Genomic DNA, 18,825 nt, shown 5'->3' on the forward strand with positions numbered 1-18,825 from the left:
TACTTAGATATTATTCCATCCCTTTACTTTATGTCAATAAAATATTAACAAAAGCCAAAAACCAGAAGATCGCGTTGCCTCTTCTAGTCTTTGGGCGGATAGCTGTCATTTCCATTTACTTGTAAAACTGAACTTCAACGCCTGATTTCATCTTGACTCACCCGTCGTTGTCCAGCCATGATGACGGGCGCGTCCTCAATCGTTGGCTGCGTATGTTCCCCGGCTTGGTGCATGCGGGTTAACAATCTCGCTTTCATAACATCGGCAACTGTGCGATGAGATTCTAATCCAATTAAGTTGGTCAGTTCATAAGGATCAGACTGCAAATCATATAAATACGATTCCACATAATGATTGGACCCCGAATCTTTAAAACCATCTTGCATTGGCGCTGTTACGCCATATTTCCACCTCGTGGTCCTCACTACGCGTCCAACTTGCGTTTCACTAATTTGTACGAACACTTCCTCAGGCCATTCCTCATCTGCCCCACGAACCAACTGAAGGATGGAACGCCCCTGCATATCTTCCGGCACTGGAAGACCAGCAGCATCTAACAAAGTAGGAGGCAAGTCAATTAAGCTAACCAATTCGCGAATTTGACGTCCACCGAAAAAGCCCGGACCTGTTATAGCCGTAGGTACTCGGATGGACGCATCATGCCCGGAACGTTTGTATTCGTCATTTCGCGTTTTGAAATGGCAGCCGTGATCGGAAGTGAAAAGTACAATGGTATTCTCATCCAATTGAAGCGACTTTAAGGCATCAAGCATGCGCCCCAAAGCCTCGTCGAGCTTCTTGACCATCCCATAATATCCGGCAATATGCTGATACGTCGATCCTCCCAAAGCAGCCAGATCAGGCGGAATCCATGCCCCCGTATATCTTTCGCGATATCCATCCGGTGCGGGATAGTCATCCCGATGATTCTGATGATGAGGCTCTAGGAAAGAGACAAATAAGAAAAAGGGGTCTTCCTGATGACGATCTATGTATCGGATAGCGGCATCCGTCATGGCATCCACTCGGTAGCCAGGCAGCTTGACAGACTTATTGTCATTGTCATATAGGACTGTATTGTACGAATCCGAGCTAAACTCAAGAACGTCTGCCGCCAGCCACTCTTGATAGCCGCCACGCTTCTCTACGGGTACCGGTTCTTCGCTGGCCAAATGCCATTTACCAATGTAACCCGTATGATACCCAGCCTTATTGAAATAATCTGCTAATGTTTGCGTACCTTCCGGCAAGGGAATACCGTTGACGAAGCAGCCTGTAGTCGTGGCATATTTGCCTGTCTGCAGGCATGACCTTGCGGGACCACAGACCGGTTGGCACGTAAAAGATTGCGTAAGATGAGCGCCTTGCAGAGCCATCCGATCAAAATTCGGCATTAATCCAAGCGGATTGCCATGTAAACCCGACGTATCCCAGCGCTGCTGATCAGTGAAAAAAACAATAACATTCGGACGCTGCTGTTGCGTCATATAGCTTCCCTCCTCGTTTCTCTCCTATCGATTATTCCTTGACTCCCCCTGCTGTTAACCCCTCTACCATGTACCGCTGAAGGAACATAAAGGCAATAAGCAAAGGAATGGTTGCCGCTGCCGCTGCCGCCGTAGCTCCTGACCAGTTAGCCGAATATTCCCCTAGGAATGTGAGCGACAAGCCAGGACTAAGCGTTCTTTTGCCAATATCACTAACTAATGTTAAGCCGAACAGAAAGTCATCCCAGGCAATCAGAAACGTATAAATGGCAATCGCCATAATGCCAGGCTTTGATAACGGAACAATGATGGTGAATAACGTTTTGAATCTGGAAGCCCCGTCTATTTCGGCAGCCTCTTCCAAATCCTTGGAAATTCCGTTGAAAAATGTGCGCATCAGCATGATACTAAAAGGCAAGGATGTAGAGGTCGAGGCTAAAATTAAGACATACAAAGTATTTAACAGATGCAAAGCTTGATATTGCGAATAAAGACCGATGACTAAGGTTACCGTCGGGAACATTTGAGCTGACAGGAATAACAGTGTTAATACATTGCTCCCTCTAAACTTAAACCGCGAAAGCGCATAACCGGCGAAGATAGAGACAAAAATACATAGAATTGTAGCTCCAACTGCGACTAATATCGTATTTTCGTAAAAGGTTAAAAAGACGGATGAATGCAAAATTTCGATATAGCTGGAAAATGTTACATGAACAGGGAACCATTTTGGCGGAAGCTTTAATAAATCACTATTCGTATGCAAAGAGGTTACGAGGATCCAATAAACCGGAAATAAGAGAAAGAGAAGTATGATTCCCAGAAAAACGTAGCTCCATCCTTCTCGTCTGCGAGGTTGCTGGCTGGTTGTTTTCGTCATATTCATCAGTGGCATTGCTTTGGCTGTACGCAAGTTAAATCCCTCCCAGCTATCTGTCGTCCCGATTCATGATGCGGGTGAAAATCATGGAAAAGACGAACAACAGCACAAGCCAAATGACACCGATTGCCGATGCTTTTCCCATTTCGTATCTGGAGAATGCTGTTACATAGGTGAGGATGGCAAGTGAAGTCGTACTACCGGCCGGTCCGCCATTCGTAAGTGAAAAGAACAATGTAAACATTTGGAAATTATTGACAATCATAATCAAGGTAACGCTGCTGATGACTGGCTTCAGCATAGGCAGCGTTATCTGCGTAAACAGCTTCCAGCCGCTGGCACCATCCATCCGAGCTGCTTCATACAAGCTACCTGGAATTCCTTGCAGGCCGGCAAGGAACATGACCGCCACAAGCGGTGTTTGCCGGAAAATAGCGACAACGATAATTGACGGAAGGGCAAAGCGCGTGCTTTGAAGCCAATTGACATTATCGTCGATCACTCCCAGATGCAGCAAGGAATAATTGAGTACCCCATAATCCGTCTGGTAAATCCATAGAAAGATGAGAGCCGTTACGATGGTCGGAATCGCCCAAGGAATCATAATAATGCTTCGAAAGAAAGCCCGGAAGCGGATATCCCGATTCAGTACGAGCGCAAGGCCCATGCCAAGAAGTAAATCGATAAGAACAGTTATGAATACGTAAACCAAGGTTATTTGCAAAGAATGATAAAATTCTGAGGATTGCAAGAGTTCACTATAATTGGCCAGATTGTTCCAATTCTGTTCTGATGATAACAGCGAATAGTCCGTAAAGCTCATGAAGACGGATTTAATTAGCGGACTGATAATGGTCAGAGCCAGAAGGATAATAGAAGGCAAAAGCAAAATGGCTGCGAACACGAAGTTTTTATGTTGGCGGGTTAGCCTGATGTTCAATGTCTCCACCCCATCCGAATTGTTCGTTTCTATTTCTTATACAATTCTTTGATTTTCGGTATGACGGTTGATATCGCCTCATCAGGGCTTTTGCCGCCTTCTGTGACAATGACGATCATATCCGTGGAGCTTTTCATCGCATTATCGAACTTCGGATTCGTAGCCGGGACCGGGGAAGCCGTCTTCATCTGTTCATTAAACACTTTGGAATAGTTATCCTCGTTCATTTCAGGCAGAGCAGCGATTGATTTGCGCGAGGACATTACGCCATTCAGCTTGTGGTAGATGCTCATCGCTTCTTTGGAAACGAGATACTTCACGAGCTCTGCAGCCTCTCCTTTATGCTTGCCTTCAGCTGAAACAATGAGCTGATGCTCTGTGAAGAAGGTTTCACTGCGGGATGTTTTGCCGACTGGTACCGTGGTTACGCCCCATTCCTTATCAAATTCGGCTCCCTTCCCGCTCATGTTGCGGAAGTTCGTACGGCCGAAATCGCCATCAACGATCATGCCCAGCGCTCCAGTTGCGAACATCGGGCGAAGCTCTGCCATCGCAGCTCCTTTCGGAGATACCTTGTTATTAATCAAATCCTTCATATAGGTCAGCGAATCCTTCAAAGCTGTGCCTTGGTCATATACGATATTGCCTTGATCATCTACGAATTTCCCGCCATAAGAGTAACTGATTCTCAGCAGCATATTCCCCGTATAGGAATCAGATGCTCCCGTTTCGCCAATCCCATAAATCGGATTTCCTTTCTCATCTTTCCCAAGTGCCGCTATTTTCTTCGCATATTGGATCATCTCATCCCACGTAGTGGGCGGTTTCTCAGGATCTAAGCCCGCTTTCTTAAACAAGGTTTTGTTCCAAAAAAGAGCGCTTGGATGCGGTGCCCATGGCATGGCCATCACTTTTCCGTTGAAAGTCACCCCTGCTTTACTTCCATCCACAATATCATTAACCATATCTGCACCAAGCACATCTTGGGCAGAAGCAGCCACTTTGGCCCCAACAAAGGCCGGCGTGAAGTTTTGATTGGACATAGATACATCAGGTGGATTTCCACCAGCTGAGCTTACCAATACTTGGTCCTTGAACTGAGCGAATGGAATCCCAATGGACTTCACTTTAATATTCGGGTGGCTCTTCTCGAACTCAGCTATCATTTGGTTGTACGCTTCTTTGGTGCCATCCTCTACGGAAATCCAGTTAGCGAATGAAATTTCCACCGGCTGCGCATTTTTTGTTCCGTTGGTTGTACTCTTGGGTTCAGTGGAACTGGTGCCGCCCGATGGGGCAGATTCTGAATTCGATCCGCAAGCTGTCAATGCCGTCAGTACGCTTATCGCTGCAGCACCCATTGCCATTTTACTCCATGCTTTCATAGTGATTCCCCGCCCTTTGTGTAGTTAATACGGCTACTAGCTGGCCGATGACTTAATTATATAAAATGTGCTTGCGGATTTTTGTTCTTATTTTCGGCACCTTTGGTCTTTTCTTCGCAAGGAAAAATCCTTCTTTCACTAGGGCGGGTCTGAAAACTAGATATTGCTTCATAAGCGAAACGCAGCATAATTTTACAGGAATGAATCATAAGGAGATTGTGAAATTATGCTAAGACGCCAGAGCAAAGCAGATTTTTTTGAAAAGATATTTGAGTCCTTGTCTAGTGATGCGGACTTGCAGGATGTCTCTCTAGACAGCACTTCCTGTAAAGCGCATCAGCACGCAGCAGGGGCTGAAAAGGGGCTGAAAACGCCGAAACCCACCAAGAAATCGGGCTTTCCCGTGGTGGACGAAATACCAAAATCCACGCCGTAGTATTCACTCGTCTATCCACCTGCAGATTGATTCGCGCGGACAGCAGAATCCATCCACCGATGGACGCGGTGCCTCCTTAAGTCCGGTAAGATGAAGACAACCCAAAACGAAACAACAACCAAGGAGGAACTTAATAAATGACAACTAGTATCTGGATTTCCATCATCGCCACTTTTGCAGTAATCGTACTCAGCACTTTCGGACGCAAATCGTTTAACGGCTTTCGTCTTCTAATTCCTGTCGGCATCCTCGGATACTTCGGCGCCACTTACCTGAAGGATGTGCCGACCGGCGGCAACAATGGCTGGCTTCTTGCAGCATCTACTCTGTTCGGCGCTCTGATCGGCGCCGTGCTGATTGGCCTCGCCAGAGTCGAACGTGATGACAAAGGTAAAACGTATGTAACAACCGGTATTGCTAGCGTTGCCGTAATGGCAATTGTTTTCATTCTGCGTATTTTACTGGTCGAATGGGTAACACATCATCTGGAGAAGGCTTATCTCTATTCGGTTGAGCATCATTTTGACCTGAATTTAATTGCACCGGCATTCGTCCTGATGGCTATAGCCATGGTAGTGGTTCGAATCGGCGGTGTAGTTGTTAAAGTAAAGCGAGTAAAAATCGGAGCGGAGCTCCAGGATCAGCGCGTGTTAAGCTGAGGAATGAAATCCGTTAGTGTATCAGTTAGTTCCGGCACCATGTATGTATCTGTGTACTCTATATCACCATCACTATAGTTGCAAAGCAAAAGCCCGCGCTTAACGCGGGTTTTCTTCACATCTACTCCATTTTCCCAGTAGCAGCGAGCATTAGTTATTAGTTTTCAGACACGCCCTAACAAAGAAGGATGTTAAACGCTACATTTTCTTTCTTTTAAACTCTAATGGCGTCATCCCTGTTACTTTCTTAAACACCTTGGATAAATAGCTTCCATCGGGATATCCCACGGTCTCAGAGAGCAGTCCGATTTGCGTTTCCCCTTCGAGAATGAGCTCTTTCACCTTATTAATACGGACTACTGTCAAATAATCATTATAACTTTTGCCAGTCTCTTTCTTGAACAACTCACTGAGATAGTTGCGATTCAAGTGGACATAATCCGCAGCCTGCTGCAAAGAAACGCCTTCGGCATAATGCGTCCTCACATATTCGCATACTTTGCGGATCGTCTCGCTATAGGGGTGAAGCAGTGATTCCGCTGCCTCCAAATCATTCGATGCCCGCGACAGCAGCCATTGTTTGACGTGTTCGAAAGTGGGTAAATCAGCAATTTCTATATGGGGCGTCTCGGCTTCCCAAGAATAGTTAACGGCTCCCACAGACGTTTTTAGGCGTCGCAGCGTTCGTTGCAGCAGAAATCCGGCTTCCATGCCAAAAGCTCTCACTTCTTTTTCTGACCAAAGCATCTGTATACCCACTTCCTCCAAGACTTGACCCAGCAAGTGAAGGTAGGAATCGAACTGATTGCGATCCAGTTGAAGCGATAACATCTCTAAATAGTTCTGCCGTCTGGCATGAACGCCAATCTCATTGGCATTGGATTCATCCGAATACCATGAGATGCTTTTTCTTCCATAGAACCGTTTATGGTTCAACACGCCACTCGCCTCTTCAAGCTGCTGGCCTAAGGAGGCAACCTCCAGGGAAGGTAGACTGATGCCAATCGAAACTGATAAGTGTAAATGATCCTGTAAATAACTAGCTATGCGATGAGCATATTGGAGCGTTATTTCCCTAAGCGACTTTTCTCCCCTTTGCCCGCAATTAAAGATAGCTACATAATAATCTTTCTCGAAAACAAAACAGCAGCCGCTGTTAGCTTCATTAAGCAGCGTCTCGTCAATAATATTAATAACAGCCGAATCCAACAGATCAGGATCACGAATCTTTGCTTGTTCTTTGGCAATAGCTTGCTCGTCGCTTCGTATCGCCATGACCATAAGATGTTTGCTATGTAGTGGAATGCGCAGTGTAACCATCTTCTCTTCAAAATCTTGCGTAGACGTGCTTTTACCTCGCAGCAGCTCTCCAAAATAGAAAGAACGCAGCGCATATTGGTTGACATGAATCGTGTTTTTCAAATTGTATACTTCGCGGTCACGCGTTAGCTCTCGCTCTATTTCTAATTCCGCCTTCTTCAAAGCATTGGTGATTCCCTCGACTGTGATTTCTGCCTTCAGCATATAATCACTTGCCCCTGCTTTAATCGCTTCTGTGGCATAGTGAAATTCACTATAGGAGCTTAAAATCAGGCACTTAATCGACGGACGCTCCTCTTTCAGTTGACGAATAAAGGAAATGCCATCCATGACTGGCATCTTGATATCCGTAATCACGATATCCACTTCCTCCGTCCTGCATATCTCTAATGCGTCTCTTCCGTTACTGCACGAGGCGATGAGGTCGACGGGCAAACCTGTCTTTTGTACGAGAATCTCAAACCAGCGGCGGATTTGGGCTTCGTCGTCGACGATGATAATTTTCAATGCTGCTTCAGCTCCTCCACTCGAATGAAAACAGGCCATCTTAATAAAATGCTCGTTCCTTGCTCATTGGAATACTCAACTTCCAATCCGAAGCGCTCTCCGAAATGGGTCTTCAATCGGCTCTGAACGTTTCGCAGTCCCATCCCGCTTGCAGAAGCTAGCATATTCTCCGTGAAGGAGTCTCCATCCTTATCGTCCTCCAGCTCCGCAATGCCTACGCCATTATCAGAAATGCGCAGCAGGATCTCATCGTTCTCAAGCCAACCTGCAATACGTATTTCTCCTGACCCTGTCATCGGTTCAATGCCATGGAAAATGGCATTTTCTACAATTGGCTGCAACAACAGCTTAAGCGTCCTGTAAGAGCCGATCTGCTCGTCGACTTTGAAATGTACTTGCAGCTTGTCGTACTGACGTGCTAACTGAATGTTGACATAGTTGTGCAAGTTGTCTAATTCTTCGGCAATCGTGATGTATTCACTTTCATCTGAAAGCGTTTTTCGCAGCAGCTTAACCAAGGAAACGATGACATGATCAACTTTATCCACAGAATCGGTAATAAGCATCGAGCGAATCGAAGCCAATGTATTGTATAAAAAGTGCGTATTTATCTGGGATTGTAAGTTTTGCAATTCCATTTTCCTTTTTAAATCCTGTTCCACAATAACTCTATCTCTCAGCTCCTCTATACGTCCAACCATCCGGTTAAACTTAAACGCAAGCTCACCGATTTCGTCCTTATTCTGAATATCAGATCGTTCGCTCAGGTCTCCCATCTCTACCCGCTTCATGCTGGTGTATAATCTTCGAATCGGTACGGACAAGCGGCTGGCGATGACATACGAAACCAGAACGGAAAGGACTAACAGAGCAGCCAGAACAATAAGTGTAAGCCATTTGGATTTATTGAGATTTTGGAGCAGTGTATCAAGCGGTGTGTAAGAAACAATGGTCCAATCCGTGCTCTCCACTTTGTGGTAAGTCACTAATATCGGCTTCCCGTCGATTTTAACGTTAAAATGCCCTTCGGCTCCTGCAAATTGAGCAAAATAAGAGGTGCTTCGAATCGAATCTCCAAGCCGTTTCTTATCAGCAGCCGATATAACGATGCCATTATTGTCAAAAATCAGCATCTGCTCATCCGCTGTGGCAGCAGCCGCATACTGCTTGTACAAGAAGCTTTCACCTACATTTATCATCAATAGACCTAAGGTCGAATTATTTTCAAAATCCTTCAGCAGCCGAATCGCAGAGACATAATGTTCCTCATTCAAAGTAGGCGTAAGGTAAGTTGAAGGGTTGGACTCCCACACGATACCGCCGTTTTGCTTCTCCACTTCTTGAAACCACGGATAGTTTCGGAGTGCCCCAATGCCAAACTTAGGTCCATTATAAAATGTGTGCAGCTCAACACCATTGAATCCAAAAATTGAAGTATAGTATTCAAGCCAGGTATATGCGTACCGATAAGTGACAATTAATTTGGTCAAAAATTGCTGCTGCAGCCGTTCTTGATAGGCTTGATTGCCAGAAGGACTTTTCAGTAGAGATCTTAATTCCTCGTTCGAGAAATAAATATTTGAAATCGCATTCAAATCGGATGCCATGATTCCTAACTTCTGGGAGATAAGCCCAAGAGATTTCAGCTTGGCTGCTCCTGCTTGTTCTTCAATCGTATTTCTTGTGATGGTTAACGAGAAATAGCTGAATACACCCAGAGGCAGAACAACTAAAGCAAGGAAAGAGATTAACATTTTGTGCTGAACACTGCTTCTCTTGATAATCATCCAGTTAAACATCATTTCCCCTCCGATTCTTAACTTATTATAGCAAAATAATACATAACCTTCCTCTGGAACTGTCACTGGCAATATGCAGTTTTGCAGCGTATCTTTGGAAAAGCAGAAGAGCCTGCAATTTGGCAGGCACTTCAGGCTTATTCATTCTCAATCATTGTCCTCTTCCCTATAGTAAACGCTTCAAAGATGTCATTTTGGTCTTATGTTCGGATAAATTGGTCATTTATTCATATCCTGCGAATTCTTACAACAGCTCTTTGCGGCTTTTCAAATAAATATACAAAACACAGCCTGAGACGGCAGACAGGCCAGCACATAAGCCAATAAAGCCATAGCCTGCTTGGAGTCCTCTAATCAAGGCAAGCTCCGTTTCGCCTCCATAGTACATTTTCACACCGTTCGTTACAGCCCCAATGATATAGTTTCCGATTACGCTGCCTATCCCCATGAGTGTCACAGTAAAGGTAATAACCGTATCACTGCCTTGCGGATATCTTCTGGCAATTAAAGCCATCACCGTTGGATAAATGACGGCAATTCCCAAGCCTGCGACAGCAAACAGCCAAGCCACAGACTCTCCTCCCCCGATAGCAGCGAACGTGCATACACAGGCAAATCCGGAAAAAATAACGATAGATACATTAAATCCAATTTTATCTGTAATAGGCCCCAAGACAAGCCTTCCGAGTGAAAAGCATAAGAAAAACGCAGCTAGCATCCTTGATGCAGAAGCTGTATCCCACCTATACGATTTCTCCAAGAAATTGATTAACCACCCTCCAACTGCCATTTCCGAGACGACGCCAAAAGTAAGCATAAGCACAATGAGCCATAAAGCAGGATCACGAATGAGCGCCTTCACAGAGGTTTGATCATTATGTTGAGCTTCGTCTCCTGGAAAAGTGCCCAAATAAGCCGGAATCATCGGCAAAATAGACAAGGAGAGCATAATGATATACATCCCGCGCCATTGTATCGGATGTCCGAATAGGCTTACAGACATAATTCCCGTTGCGATTAAAGGGGCAACAATTGAGCTTAGCCCGTAGAAGAAATGCGAGAGATTCATCATTGTACCCGTATTTTTGACGAAAATTCGAGCTCCGAGAATGGCAAGCGCAATCTCAAGCATCCCGTTACCAATGTACATAATAAAATAAGAGGATGAAAACAGGGGATAACTTTTCGAAAAAAAGATGAGAATCCCAGAAACCAGCATGGAACCGAAGGCAAGTAAACTAACCGCTTTAATACCCCATCTTCGGGTCAAATAAGCCGTAAACGAGCAGGCAATTAAATACCCCAAAGCATTAAGTGATAATAGCGAACCAAGCTGTTTCTCATCCAAGTTAAAATCATGCTGAATGAGGGGTATGGCAGGACCCTTGATATTCTCCGATATCCCAAAAATAATAAATCCGATAAAAATGGTTGCCAATTGCAGCATATAAACTTTATTCGTTTTGTTTAAGCTCTTAATCATCGTAAGCAATCTCCTAATTTGATTTAACACATATCACCCGTTTAGAGTCCAAATGGCAAGCAGATAAAAAAGTCGTTGGACGATAAACGATAACATATACTTTTTATTAAGTGTAATAGATAAATCGCAATTAAGCTAACCAAAGGAGATTGCCACAAATGACTAAGTCATTGGAATCTGACGCTGATCTATTTATCGCGGCGCTCTCACAAACCCCGGTTTCCGTCTGGCAGCCAGATGCTAATGGTGTCTATTGCGAAGTAGATCGAGGCATCATCGATAAATTCACCGAAAAATCAGTGCGACTGAACACAAAAACGGATGAAATTGCGTATTATTTCCGAGACGATGGGACCCTTTTCCGCGCTGAGACCTGAAGTCAAAGACGAAAGAAAAAACCTACCGCCTAATTCATGAGGCGATAGGTTAGAATTGAAAATAAATAAAAGAACTCTGCCCTTGCTTTAGCATATATAAGAATACTAACACAAGGAAACTATATACGGCCGCCCTTATCGGCGATGGAATCCAGCTGTGCCACAAGGAGGAGACTCGATCAAGTCGATTCAGCAAGTACCACTCCAGCACATGCAGAGCATAAAGTCCCCCCGCAATCCACCAGAAATGCCATACCCATTGGGGCATGATAAGAGCTTTTGGATTGAGCATACGGATAATCAGTCCCGCTGCGACATGGATCCCCTCCGTGCGGAAGATGACCCAGCCTAGGCAAGTTAGCAGAAAGAAAACGAAAAGCGATAACATTCGATACCAGATATACGTTTGAATTTGAATAATCCGCAGCTTCTGAAGCAGGTTCACATACAGCTTATGGCCAATTAGCAATCCCCCTTGATACATTCCCCAAGCGATGAAAGTCCATTGACTGCCATGCCAGAAGCCCGAAATGGTCATTGCAGCAAAAAGGTTGGCATATTGTCGTACTTCACCGCGACGCGATCCCCCTAATGAGATGTAGATATAGTCTCGAATCCATGATGACAGCGTGATATGCCACCGCCGCCAAAACTCCGTAGCATTCGTACTTAAATACGGTGTGTTGAAATTTCGGGCCAGTTCCAATCCGAAGAGGTAACCGATACCGACAGCCATATCGCTGTAACCGGAGAAATCACAGTAAATCTGGAACGCATAGAGCACAGATGCCGTCCAGCCTTCAGCCCCGCTCAGAGTACTTGCTTGTGAGAAGAAGCTATCACAATAGGGTGCTAGCTGATCCGCTATTCCCATTTTCTTGGCTAAACCCAGCACAATGAAGAAAGCACCCAACCGAAGCTGGGCAGGGTTAAACCGAATCGTATCCAACTGCCGAATCTGTGGCAGAAATTCCTTGCCTCTCATGATCGGTCCGGCAATCATATGAGCAAAGAACATGATGAACATCCAAAATCGCAGCAAGGATCGTTCGGCTGGAATTCGGCCTTTGTACACATCGACCAGATATGAAATCAATTCAAACGTATAAAACGATATGCCCAGAGGCAGCGCGTAATGCAGCCATTCCGACTGATGGGCGACAAGATGAATAGAAAGTACCTTCTCTATGCTTCTCAGAGCGAAATCCGTATATTTGAAAAATATGAGGTTACTTGACGTCAGCAAAATACCTAAAGTCAAGAGGATTCGCCGCCACCTGCTTGTGTATTCGATACCTAGACCACATAGGTAGACAGCTAACGAAATAACGCCGAATAAGAGTAAATAACCAGGCCCCACTACGCCGTAAAATATAAGATTAGCCGCTGTCAGCAGCCAAAGGCGATGTCTTGGAATCAAGTAATACATACACATAGTAATGACTAATAACAAAGCAAATTCCGGCGTATTGAACATCATAACGGCTTGGCTGCCCCTCTCTGTCCGTAAGCGTCCCATATCAATTGGGCCATCAGCCTGTAACCCTCCGGCATGAGATGAGTGAAATCTGTAAACAATTGATCCGAAATTTGTCCTTCTAAATTCAAGTAATGAATGGGCTGCTGGGATAGAAAATCATCCAGCCTCTTCATGTTTTCTACATATCCCGGTTGGTTCACAAATTCCTTCATGTAGGTATGATTCGTTCCGGCCAATACGACCCACGTTTCTTTTCCTTTTTGATGCTCAATAATTTGCTTCGTGAAATAGATATCAGGATTTGAATCGGTTAGATTCAATGGCAGATTCGTAAAAGCAGCTTTAAGCTGCGTCTGCTGAAGCATGTCGCTCAAAGCTTCTGAATCCTTGGTGTACCACGGCTCCGGCTGGGCTAACGAGTCGTCGGGCATCGCCCGGTTGCGCCACTTATCCCATTGCAAATCCACATACTTTTGATAATAATCTAGATAGGCCATTAACGTGATATACGGATAAACGTACTTTTTGAGCGTACCCTGCAGCCAATCATAGGGCTTTTCATACTTCGAGTACGCGGCTCTCTCTTCCTCTTGTGCTTTAACTATCAAGTACGCCTCAGGATCTTCCTTGCGCAAACGGTCAGCCCACCAGGACATAATCGGTTGATACGGGACGCGGGGAACAAAGCTGGCATAACGTACATTCAGGATTACATGATCCGTTGATATTCCGTTCTTATCCAGCATAAGCAGTAGGGTGTATAGATCACCTAGCTGTGAACCTGGGAATGATAAATTAAATACCAAGGGATGTTCCGGCATCTGCTCCAAATATGCACTTATACTTTGATCCGAATTGCCTGGACTTCCATAAAAGACAGAATCGCCTAACAGGATGAAATAATTTTTCGCTTTTTCACGGTCTACCTTTTGCTTCATATATTTGATGACAGGATCAATATTTCTAGAATTGTTGATGATGATTGGATACGAAAGCCGCTTGTGGTAAAAAGCATCTGCTGAGATGGTGTAAGGCAGCAAGAAATTTATTAACAACAAATAAACAACCAAATAAGGAACCGTTTTGTTCTTCATCCATAATCACCCAGATATTAGACGCGGAATGGATTTAAAAGTTTCGGAGGAACCTCAATTCAGACCAATCGTTCCGTGCATCCGCCTATTTTACGATTTATGCAGCTGAGGCATTCTCCTATGATGTGTTGCTTGTTCAAAGGCAAAAGCAATTCGGATAAGCATCGCTTCACTAAACGCTGTTCCAGCGAAAGTAATGCCAAATGCCCTGCCATCGGCCTGAAATCCCGCAGGTACGGCGATTGAAGGATAACCGGCTCTTGCACTAAGATCCGCACCGACATAGGAGGGAAAGAGGATTGCATCTAATCCATCATTTTGTAATGCGAAATCAATCCCCTCATTCTGGGAATAATATAAATCTGTAAGGGTCTCCAAGATGTAATCCTTATTTTGCAAAGGGTTCTCTAGGTGCATCCTATATTTCAAACAATCTTGTCCGTATTTCAAGGCTTTGTCGGCATTTTGCTCATTCCAAGCAATCAATTCTTTCAAGCTGTGGATAGGTAAATGAGCAGGAAGACTTTGTAAATAATTTTCAACAGCATGCTTGAATTCGAAATTAATTTTGTTATACTCCCAATTTCGATTGAATGAAGGAATTTCGATGTCATCAACAACTTCTGCACCACAATCCTTCAACGTAGCTACAACAGCGTTAAATAATTTTTCGTCATATTCACCAATGTCACGATACTTTGCAGTTGGCACGTTCCTGAAGACCCCTATCGTCGTACCCTGTAAGCCATTTTTATCTAGAAATGCGGTATAATCTCCACCCTCTTCCTCATTTCGCCATGTTGAAGGATCTTTTAAATCTTTCCCTGTTAGAACATTTAGCAAAATCGCGGCATCCGTCACATTTCTTGCCATAGGGCCAGCCGTGTCTTGTGAATAAGTGAACGGGATTATCCCTGTGCGGCTTATTAAACCTACAGTTGGCTTAATACCCACAATAGCATTCTGTATAGAGGGACTCAAAATAGATGCCGACGTCTCCGTCCCCACCGCAACAGTTGTGAAATTTGCCGCTACAGCAGCAGCTGACCCCGTACTGGACCCACCCGTAAAATAATCACCGTATGGATTCTTCGTTTGTCCTCCTCTTGAACTATAACCGGCCCACATGGAGGAAGACATCGCATTTGCCCATTCCGTCATATTCGATTTCCCCAAAATAACTGCGCCAGCTTCTCGCAGCTTTTGCACAAGAAAAGCATCCATTGAACTTATGTGGTTTTGCAAAGCCAACGCTCCCGCACTCGTACGCATTTTATCCATGGTTTCAATATTATCTTTCAACACAACAGGAATGCCATGCAGAATGCTTCTTGCCCCAGTTAGCTGCCGCTCTTGATCAAGTGCCTCAGCAATATAAATCGCATCTGGATTGATTTCCATTATAGAGTTGATCAAAGGTCCGCTTTGGTCATAAGCCGCTATGCGGTACATGTAATACATAACAAGCTCTCTTGAGGTTAGCTCCCCCTTCTCTATCGCTTGTTGCAAGTCTATAATCGTAGCCTCTTCAACATTCAGACTTTGGATATTGAATATATCTTCCATTAACTAGCGCCCCCTCATTAACAGATGCATAGTTATCAAACAAGCTCTTTCCAGTAGTTCCAAGCTTTAAGGTACTCGGATAAATCATGCGGATGATGTTTCAAGCAAATCCCGATACGGCAATAGAGCTGAATAAGCACATCTTCCATAAGTCTTTGCCTATCCAAAGAATTATGAGTTAGCTGAGCGTAACTTCGAAACAACGTTTCTAGGTTTAAATCGTCCGGAGAAGAGCAGAAGGCATATATGTAATCATACCGAACAGGTCCGACAATCGGAGAAGGATCAATGACAGCTTGTAAGGAATTCCGATCAAACACAAAATTATGCACACCACAATCACCATGCAATAAATACCTTTCCTCAGCTACACCTTCAGACTTCCTCACAAGTGATTTGACTCTATCATAATCCCCTTCAGGTAAAAGATTGCCAACATTCATTCTCGCATATTCTACGCCCTTATCCAGAAATTCAGACCACGTCTGACAAGGTTCTTCCTTCCAAAAGCCCCACTTTTCCGTTGCCTGATCAACGGTGTAGTGATTCAAAAGATCATTGACTAAACGTGTCAGCCAATCTGCTTTCGATCCACGATTGTAATGCGTTGTACCATAAATGTACCTATACAACATATAGGTTTTGTTAGGGTCCGTATAAAGCAACTTAGGCAATAATGTGCTTTCGTTATAAGTGAGATGCAACAGCTCGACCTGCTCTAAATTCTGCGGGGTATCCAATTTAAGTACATAACTGGGTTCATTATCGACCATAAGAGCATACACAAGTCCATCCGTTGTACCCGACATTGACTTCATCCCCATGGCATTTGATTCGATGACCCCTGATTCACGAAGGTATTTGATGATCTCATTCACGTCTGGTTTTGGTGCCATTGCAAGGCCTCCTGACAAATTTCCATGTATGCCCAATATAGTCTCTTGGATTGTACAATGCCAGTTAAACTTTCGTTATATCTAAGTTTCTTGCTTAATCATTTATCAATTCACCGTTTATCATTGTCCACTGCACTTGGAATTGTTCATCTAACAAAACAAGATCCGCATCGCAACCCGCGCTAATCTTCCCCTTTGTTCCTAAATCAAGTATTCTTGCAGGCGTAGTTGACGCCATCTGAACAGCATCCTTTAATGGAATTCCAGTTTCTATCGTTAAACGTAATGCCTCATTCATCGTTACCGTACTGGAGGCTAATGTCCCATCCTCCAATCGGGCTATACCGCCTGCAACTGTCACATGATGGCCGCCAAACATATAATTCCCATCACCAAGTCCCATAGCTTGCAAAGCATCCGTGATGAGCACGATCCCCTCCGGCCCTTTCAAGCGATGCATCAAGCGAATGATTGCAGGATGCAGATGAATGCCATCTACTATCGCTTGGAGGCTCACATGTTCTTCTTCAAAAGCCGCTGCAACCAGTCCGGGATCCCGATGATGAATCGGTCTCATGCCATTAAAGCAGTGTGTAACATGACTTGCACCGGCTTTGAAAGCTAGCTTGGCCTCCTCGTATGTCGCATCAGAATGCGCAACAGCGATGATGACACCCTTATCTTTCAGATAAGAAATGAGCTCCAAGCCGCCAGGCAGCTCGGGAGCGATTGTAACCATTTTAATGAGCCCTTCTGCTTCATGAAAAATATCATCAATTTCTTTTAGATTAGGATGCCGCAAAAAGCGCTCATTTTGCATGCCTTTACGCTTCGGATTCAGATAGGGGCCCTCCAGATGAAGCCCGGCAATTTTGGCCCCTATTTCATGCCCAATGACACGTTTCACACTGCGAATCATGGCCAGTAAATCCTCCATTGTAGAGCTGACCGATGTAGCTAGAAACGAGGTGCAGCCTGTTGCAGCGCAAGCCCGCGAAACTTCCTGTATGCTCCTTTCCGTGCCATCCATCATATCAAACCCGTTAGCACCGTGAATATGCACATCAATCATGCCAGGTATTAATAAGTGTCCTTGACCATCTATACGTTCATAATTGCCTTCAGGAAGAGATGTTTTACCGATTTCCAACTTTTCAATGACTCCATTTCTAATCCAAAGTGTGGCCGGCTGAACGTGGTCGGTTGGTTGAACCACATTTACGTTGTGCACAATTTTAAGACTCATGTCTGTTTTCCTCCTCGTTTTTCGCTTTTTCTTCACATTGAATAATCGTTATATTTTTATTATCGAGGACGTCTCTTATTTCGGCAGGCACCTCTTGATCGGTAATTAAAATATCTACCAAATCGAAGTCTAGACGATACACCGACTTGCTTAGGAATTTTGAAAAATCAGCCACCACGATAACCTGATCGGATCTACGGGCCATCTCTTTTTTAACTGAAACATCATCTTCGTATGGGAAGTAAAGCCCATCGCTCCTTATGGCTGCTGCCCCGATGAAGGCTTTGTCGGCTCTTAATTCTCCTAGCTTCTCAATGACCGAGGGTCCATAAAACAGGCGATTTTTGGCATGCAAGTAGCCGCCCAGCACATAAACTTGAAGGTCCTCTCTACCTGAGAGAATGCTTACAATGTCGAGAGAATGCGTGATTACGGTAATCGCTTTGGCAGCAATTTGTTCAGCTACCGCCTGTACAGTCGTTGATACATCCATAATGACGGTCTCCCGATCCTTAATCAGCCGGGCTGCTAACTTGCCAATTTGTCTTTTGGCGTCTGTTTCATCAATTAATCGCTCCTGATAGGTAGCTATTTCCCTTTGTAATTGAGGTAATGCTACACCTCCATGTGTTCGAATTACGATCCCTTCTTGTACGAGTTTCACGATGTCTCTTCGAGCCGTATCTCTGGACACTTCTAGAAGTGAGCAGATCTCCATAACACTCATTGCATGTTTTTCGTTTAGGTAATTAAGTATTTTCAATAATCGTTCTTCTTGATACATCACTTTCACCTCTTGTAAGTAATTTTATCATTATATTTAAGTAATTAAAACAAATATTTAAGTGATTTTAAGTCATTTTGTTTGAATCTTTAGAAACATCTACTTAGCAGCTCCATTTTCTGTTTTCACAGCTTTGGCGTATGGTTAGTTGGGTTTGTCCAGAGATTAGAGTCTTTATGCAATTAGACTTAACAGTGGACACAACGAATTGGGAAATTAGATAATAGACCTATCCAAATTACGAGGTGTCCGAGATGAGTGAATTCCGCCAACGGTACAATCAAAAGTTTAAAGAGGAAACGGTTAAGTACATTCAACAACATAGTAAATCGATTCCGGATATTGCAAGCGAATTGAACATTCCTGCGAAGACATTGAGCAGTTGGGTCAGTAAATATCGCCAATTTCCAGATGAGCCCTTTGTTGGTAGTGGGAATCTTCGTAGCCATGATCAGATTGTGAAAGACTTGGAGCAACGCAACAAAG

General features: G+C 44.3%; 17 protein-coding genes. 4 read left to right on the forward strand and 13 right to left on the reverse strand.

The window, feature by feature from the left end:
• Positions 1-134: 134 nt before the first annotated feature.
• From HQN90_RS08845 to HQN90_RS08860, 4 genes are read right to left on the reverse strand one after another with little or no spacing between them, the layout of a single operon-like run.
• A complete protein-coding gene (locus HQN90_RS08845; protein WP_173217401.1) occupies positions 135-1,487 on the reverse strand; it encodes a sulfatase family protein in 1,353 nt (450 codons plus the stop codon).
• 31 nt (positions 1,488-1,518) lie between these two features.
• Positions 1,519-2,400, reverse strand: coding sequence for a carbohydrate ABC transporter permease (locus HQN90_RS08850; RefSeq protein ID WP_216855253.1), 882 nt, complete (start codon positions 2,398-2,400; stop codon positions 1,519-1,521).
• A 16-nt stretch (positions 2,401-2,416) separates the two neighbouring features.
• Positions 2,417-3,307: a carbohydrate ABC transporter permease gene (locus HQN90_RS08855; RefSeq protein WP_173217402.1), complete on the reverse strand. Its 891-nt coding sequence runs from the start codon at positions 3,305-3,307 to the stop codon at positions 2,417-2,419.
• A 29-nt stretch (positions 3,308-3,336) separates the two neighbouring features.
• Positions 3,337-4,692, reverse strand: a complete 1,356-nt coding sequence (locus tag HQN90_RS08860; RefSeq protein WP_173217403.1) for an ABC transporter substrate-binding protein — start codon at positions 4,690-4,692, stop codon at positions 3,337-3,339.
• 226 nt (positions 4,693-4,918) lie between these two features.
• Here HQN90_RS08860 and HQN90_RS08865 point away from each other — a divergent pair, with 226 nt between their 5' ends.
• Complete coding sequence (locus tag HQN90_RS08865) at positions 4,919-5,128, forward strand: hypothetical protein (RefSeq protein WP_173217404.1); 210 nt, start codon at positions 4,919-4,921, stop codon at positions 5,126-5,128.
• Between the two features lie 137 nt (positions 5,129-5,265).
• Complete coding sequence (locus tag HQN90_RS08870) at positions 5,266-5,787, forward strand: CcdC protein domain-containing protein (protein WP_173217405.1); 522 nt, start codon at positions 5,266-5,268, stop codon at positions 5,785-5,787.
• Positions 5,788-5,985: 198 nt separating this feature from the next.
• Here the strand turns inward: HQN90_RS08870 and HQN90_RS08875 are convergent, their stop codons facing one another.
• From HQN90_RS08875 to HQN90_RS08885, 3 genes are all read right to left on the reverse strand, one after another.
• On the reverse strand, positions 5,986-7,614 hold the full coding sequence (locus HQN90_RS08875) for a response regulator (protein WP_173217406.1): 1,629 nt from the start codon (positions 7,612-7,614) through the stop codon (positions 5,986-5,988).
• Complete coding sequence (locus HQN90_RS08880; RefSeq protein WP_173217407.1) at positions 7,611-9,416, reverse strand: cache domain-containing sensor histidine kinase; 1,806 nt, start codon at positions 9,414-9,416, stop codon at positions 7,611-7,613. The genes HQN90_RS08875 and HQN90_RS08880 overlap by 4 nt, the downstream gene beginning before the upstream one ends.
• A gap of 241 nt (positions 9,417-9,657) precedes the next feature.
• Positions 9,658-10,896 (reverse strand): MFS transporter, encoded by a 1,239-nt coding sequence (locus tag HQN90_RS08885; RefSeq protein WP_173217408.1) that lies wholly within the window; start codon positions 10,894-10,896, stop codon positions 9,658-9,660.
• A 158-nt stretch (positions 10,897-11,054) separates the two neighbouring features.
• On the opposite strand from HQN90_RS08885, the gene HQN90_RS08890 reads away from it, so the two are divergent.
• Complete coding sequence (locus tag HQN90_RS08890; protein WP_173217409.1) at positions 11,055-11,273, forward strand: hypothetical protein; 219 nt, start codon at positions 11,055-11,057, stop codon at positions 11,271-11,273.
• Positions 11,274-11,322: 49 nt separating this feature from the next.
• On the opposite strand, the gene HQN90_RS08895 is transcribed toward HQN90_RS08890, so the two are convergent.
• The 6 genes from HQN90_RS08895 to HQN90_RS08920 all read right to left on the reverse strand — a co-directional run bounded on the left by HQN90_RS08895 (position 11,323) and on the right by HQN90_RS08920 (position 18,339).
• Positions 11,323-12,753, reverse strand: a complete 1,431-nt coding sequence (locus tag HQN90_RS08895; RefSeq protein WP_173217410.1) for an MBOAT family O-acyltransferase — start codon at positions 12,751-12,753, stop codon at positions 11,323-11,325.
• Entirely contained in the window at positions 12,750-13,847 is a 1,098-nt protein-coding gene (locus HQN90_RS08900; RefSeq protein ID WP_173217411.1) for a hypothetical protein, read from the reverse strand. The genes HQN90_RS08895 and HQN90_RS08900 overlap by 4 nt, the downstream gene beginning before the upstream one ends.
• A 90-nt stretch (positions 13,848-13,937) precedes the next feature.
• Positions 13,938-15,413, reverse strand: coding sequence for an amidase family protein (locus HQN90_RS08905; RefSeq protein ID WP_173217412.1), 1,476 nt, complete (start codon positions 15,411-15,413; stop codon positions 13,938-13,940).
• A gap of 35 nt (positions 15,414-15,448) precedes the next feature.
• On the reverse strand, positions 15,449-16,309 hold the full coding sequence (locus HQN90_RS08910; protein WP_173217413.1) for a protein kinase family protein: 861 nt from the start codon (positions 16,307-16,309) through the stop codon (positions 15,449-15,451).
• A gap of 94 nt (positions 16,310-16,403) precedes the next feature.
• Positions 16,404-17,555 (reverse strand): N-acetylglucosamine-6-phosphate deacetylase, encoded by a 1,152-nt coding sequence (gene nagA, locus HQN90_RS08915; protein ID WP_173217414.1) that lies wholly within the window; start codon positions 17,553-17,555, stop codon positions 16,404-16,406.
• A complete protein-coding gene (locus HQN90_RS08920) occupies positions 17,545-18,339 on the reverse strand; it encodes a DeoR/GlpR family DNA-binding transcription regulator (RefSeq protein WP_173217415.1) in 795 nt (264 codons plus the stop codon). The genes nagA and HQN90_RS08920 overlap by 11 nt, the downstream gene beginning before the upstream one ends.
• A 254-nt stretch (positions 18,340-18,593) precedes the next feature.
• Here HQN90_RS08920 and HQN90_RS08925 point away from each other — a divergent pair.
• On the forward strand, positions 18,594-18,825 hold a 232-nt coding region (locus HQN90_RS08925), incomplete at its 3' end, for a transposase (RefSeq protein WP_173217416.1).

The organism is Paenibacillus alba (assembly GCF_013204855.1).
In the GTDB taxonomy this organism is placed as follows: domain Bacteria; phylum Bacillota; class Bacilli; order Paenibacillales; family NBRC-103111; genus Paenibacillus_E; species Paenibacillus_E alba.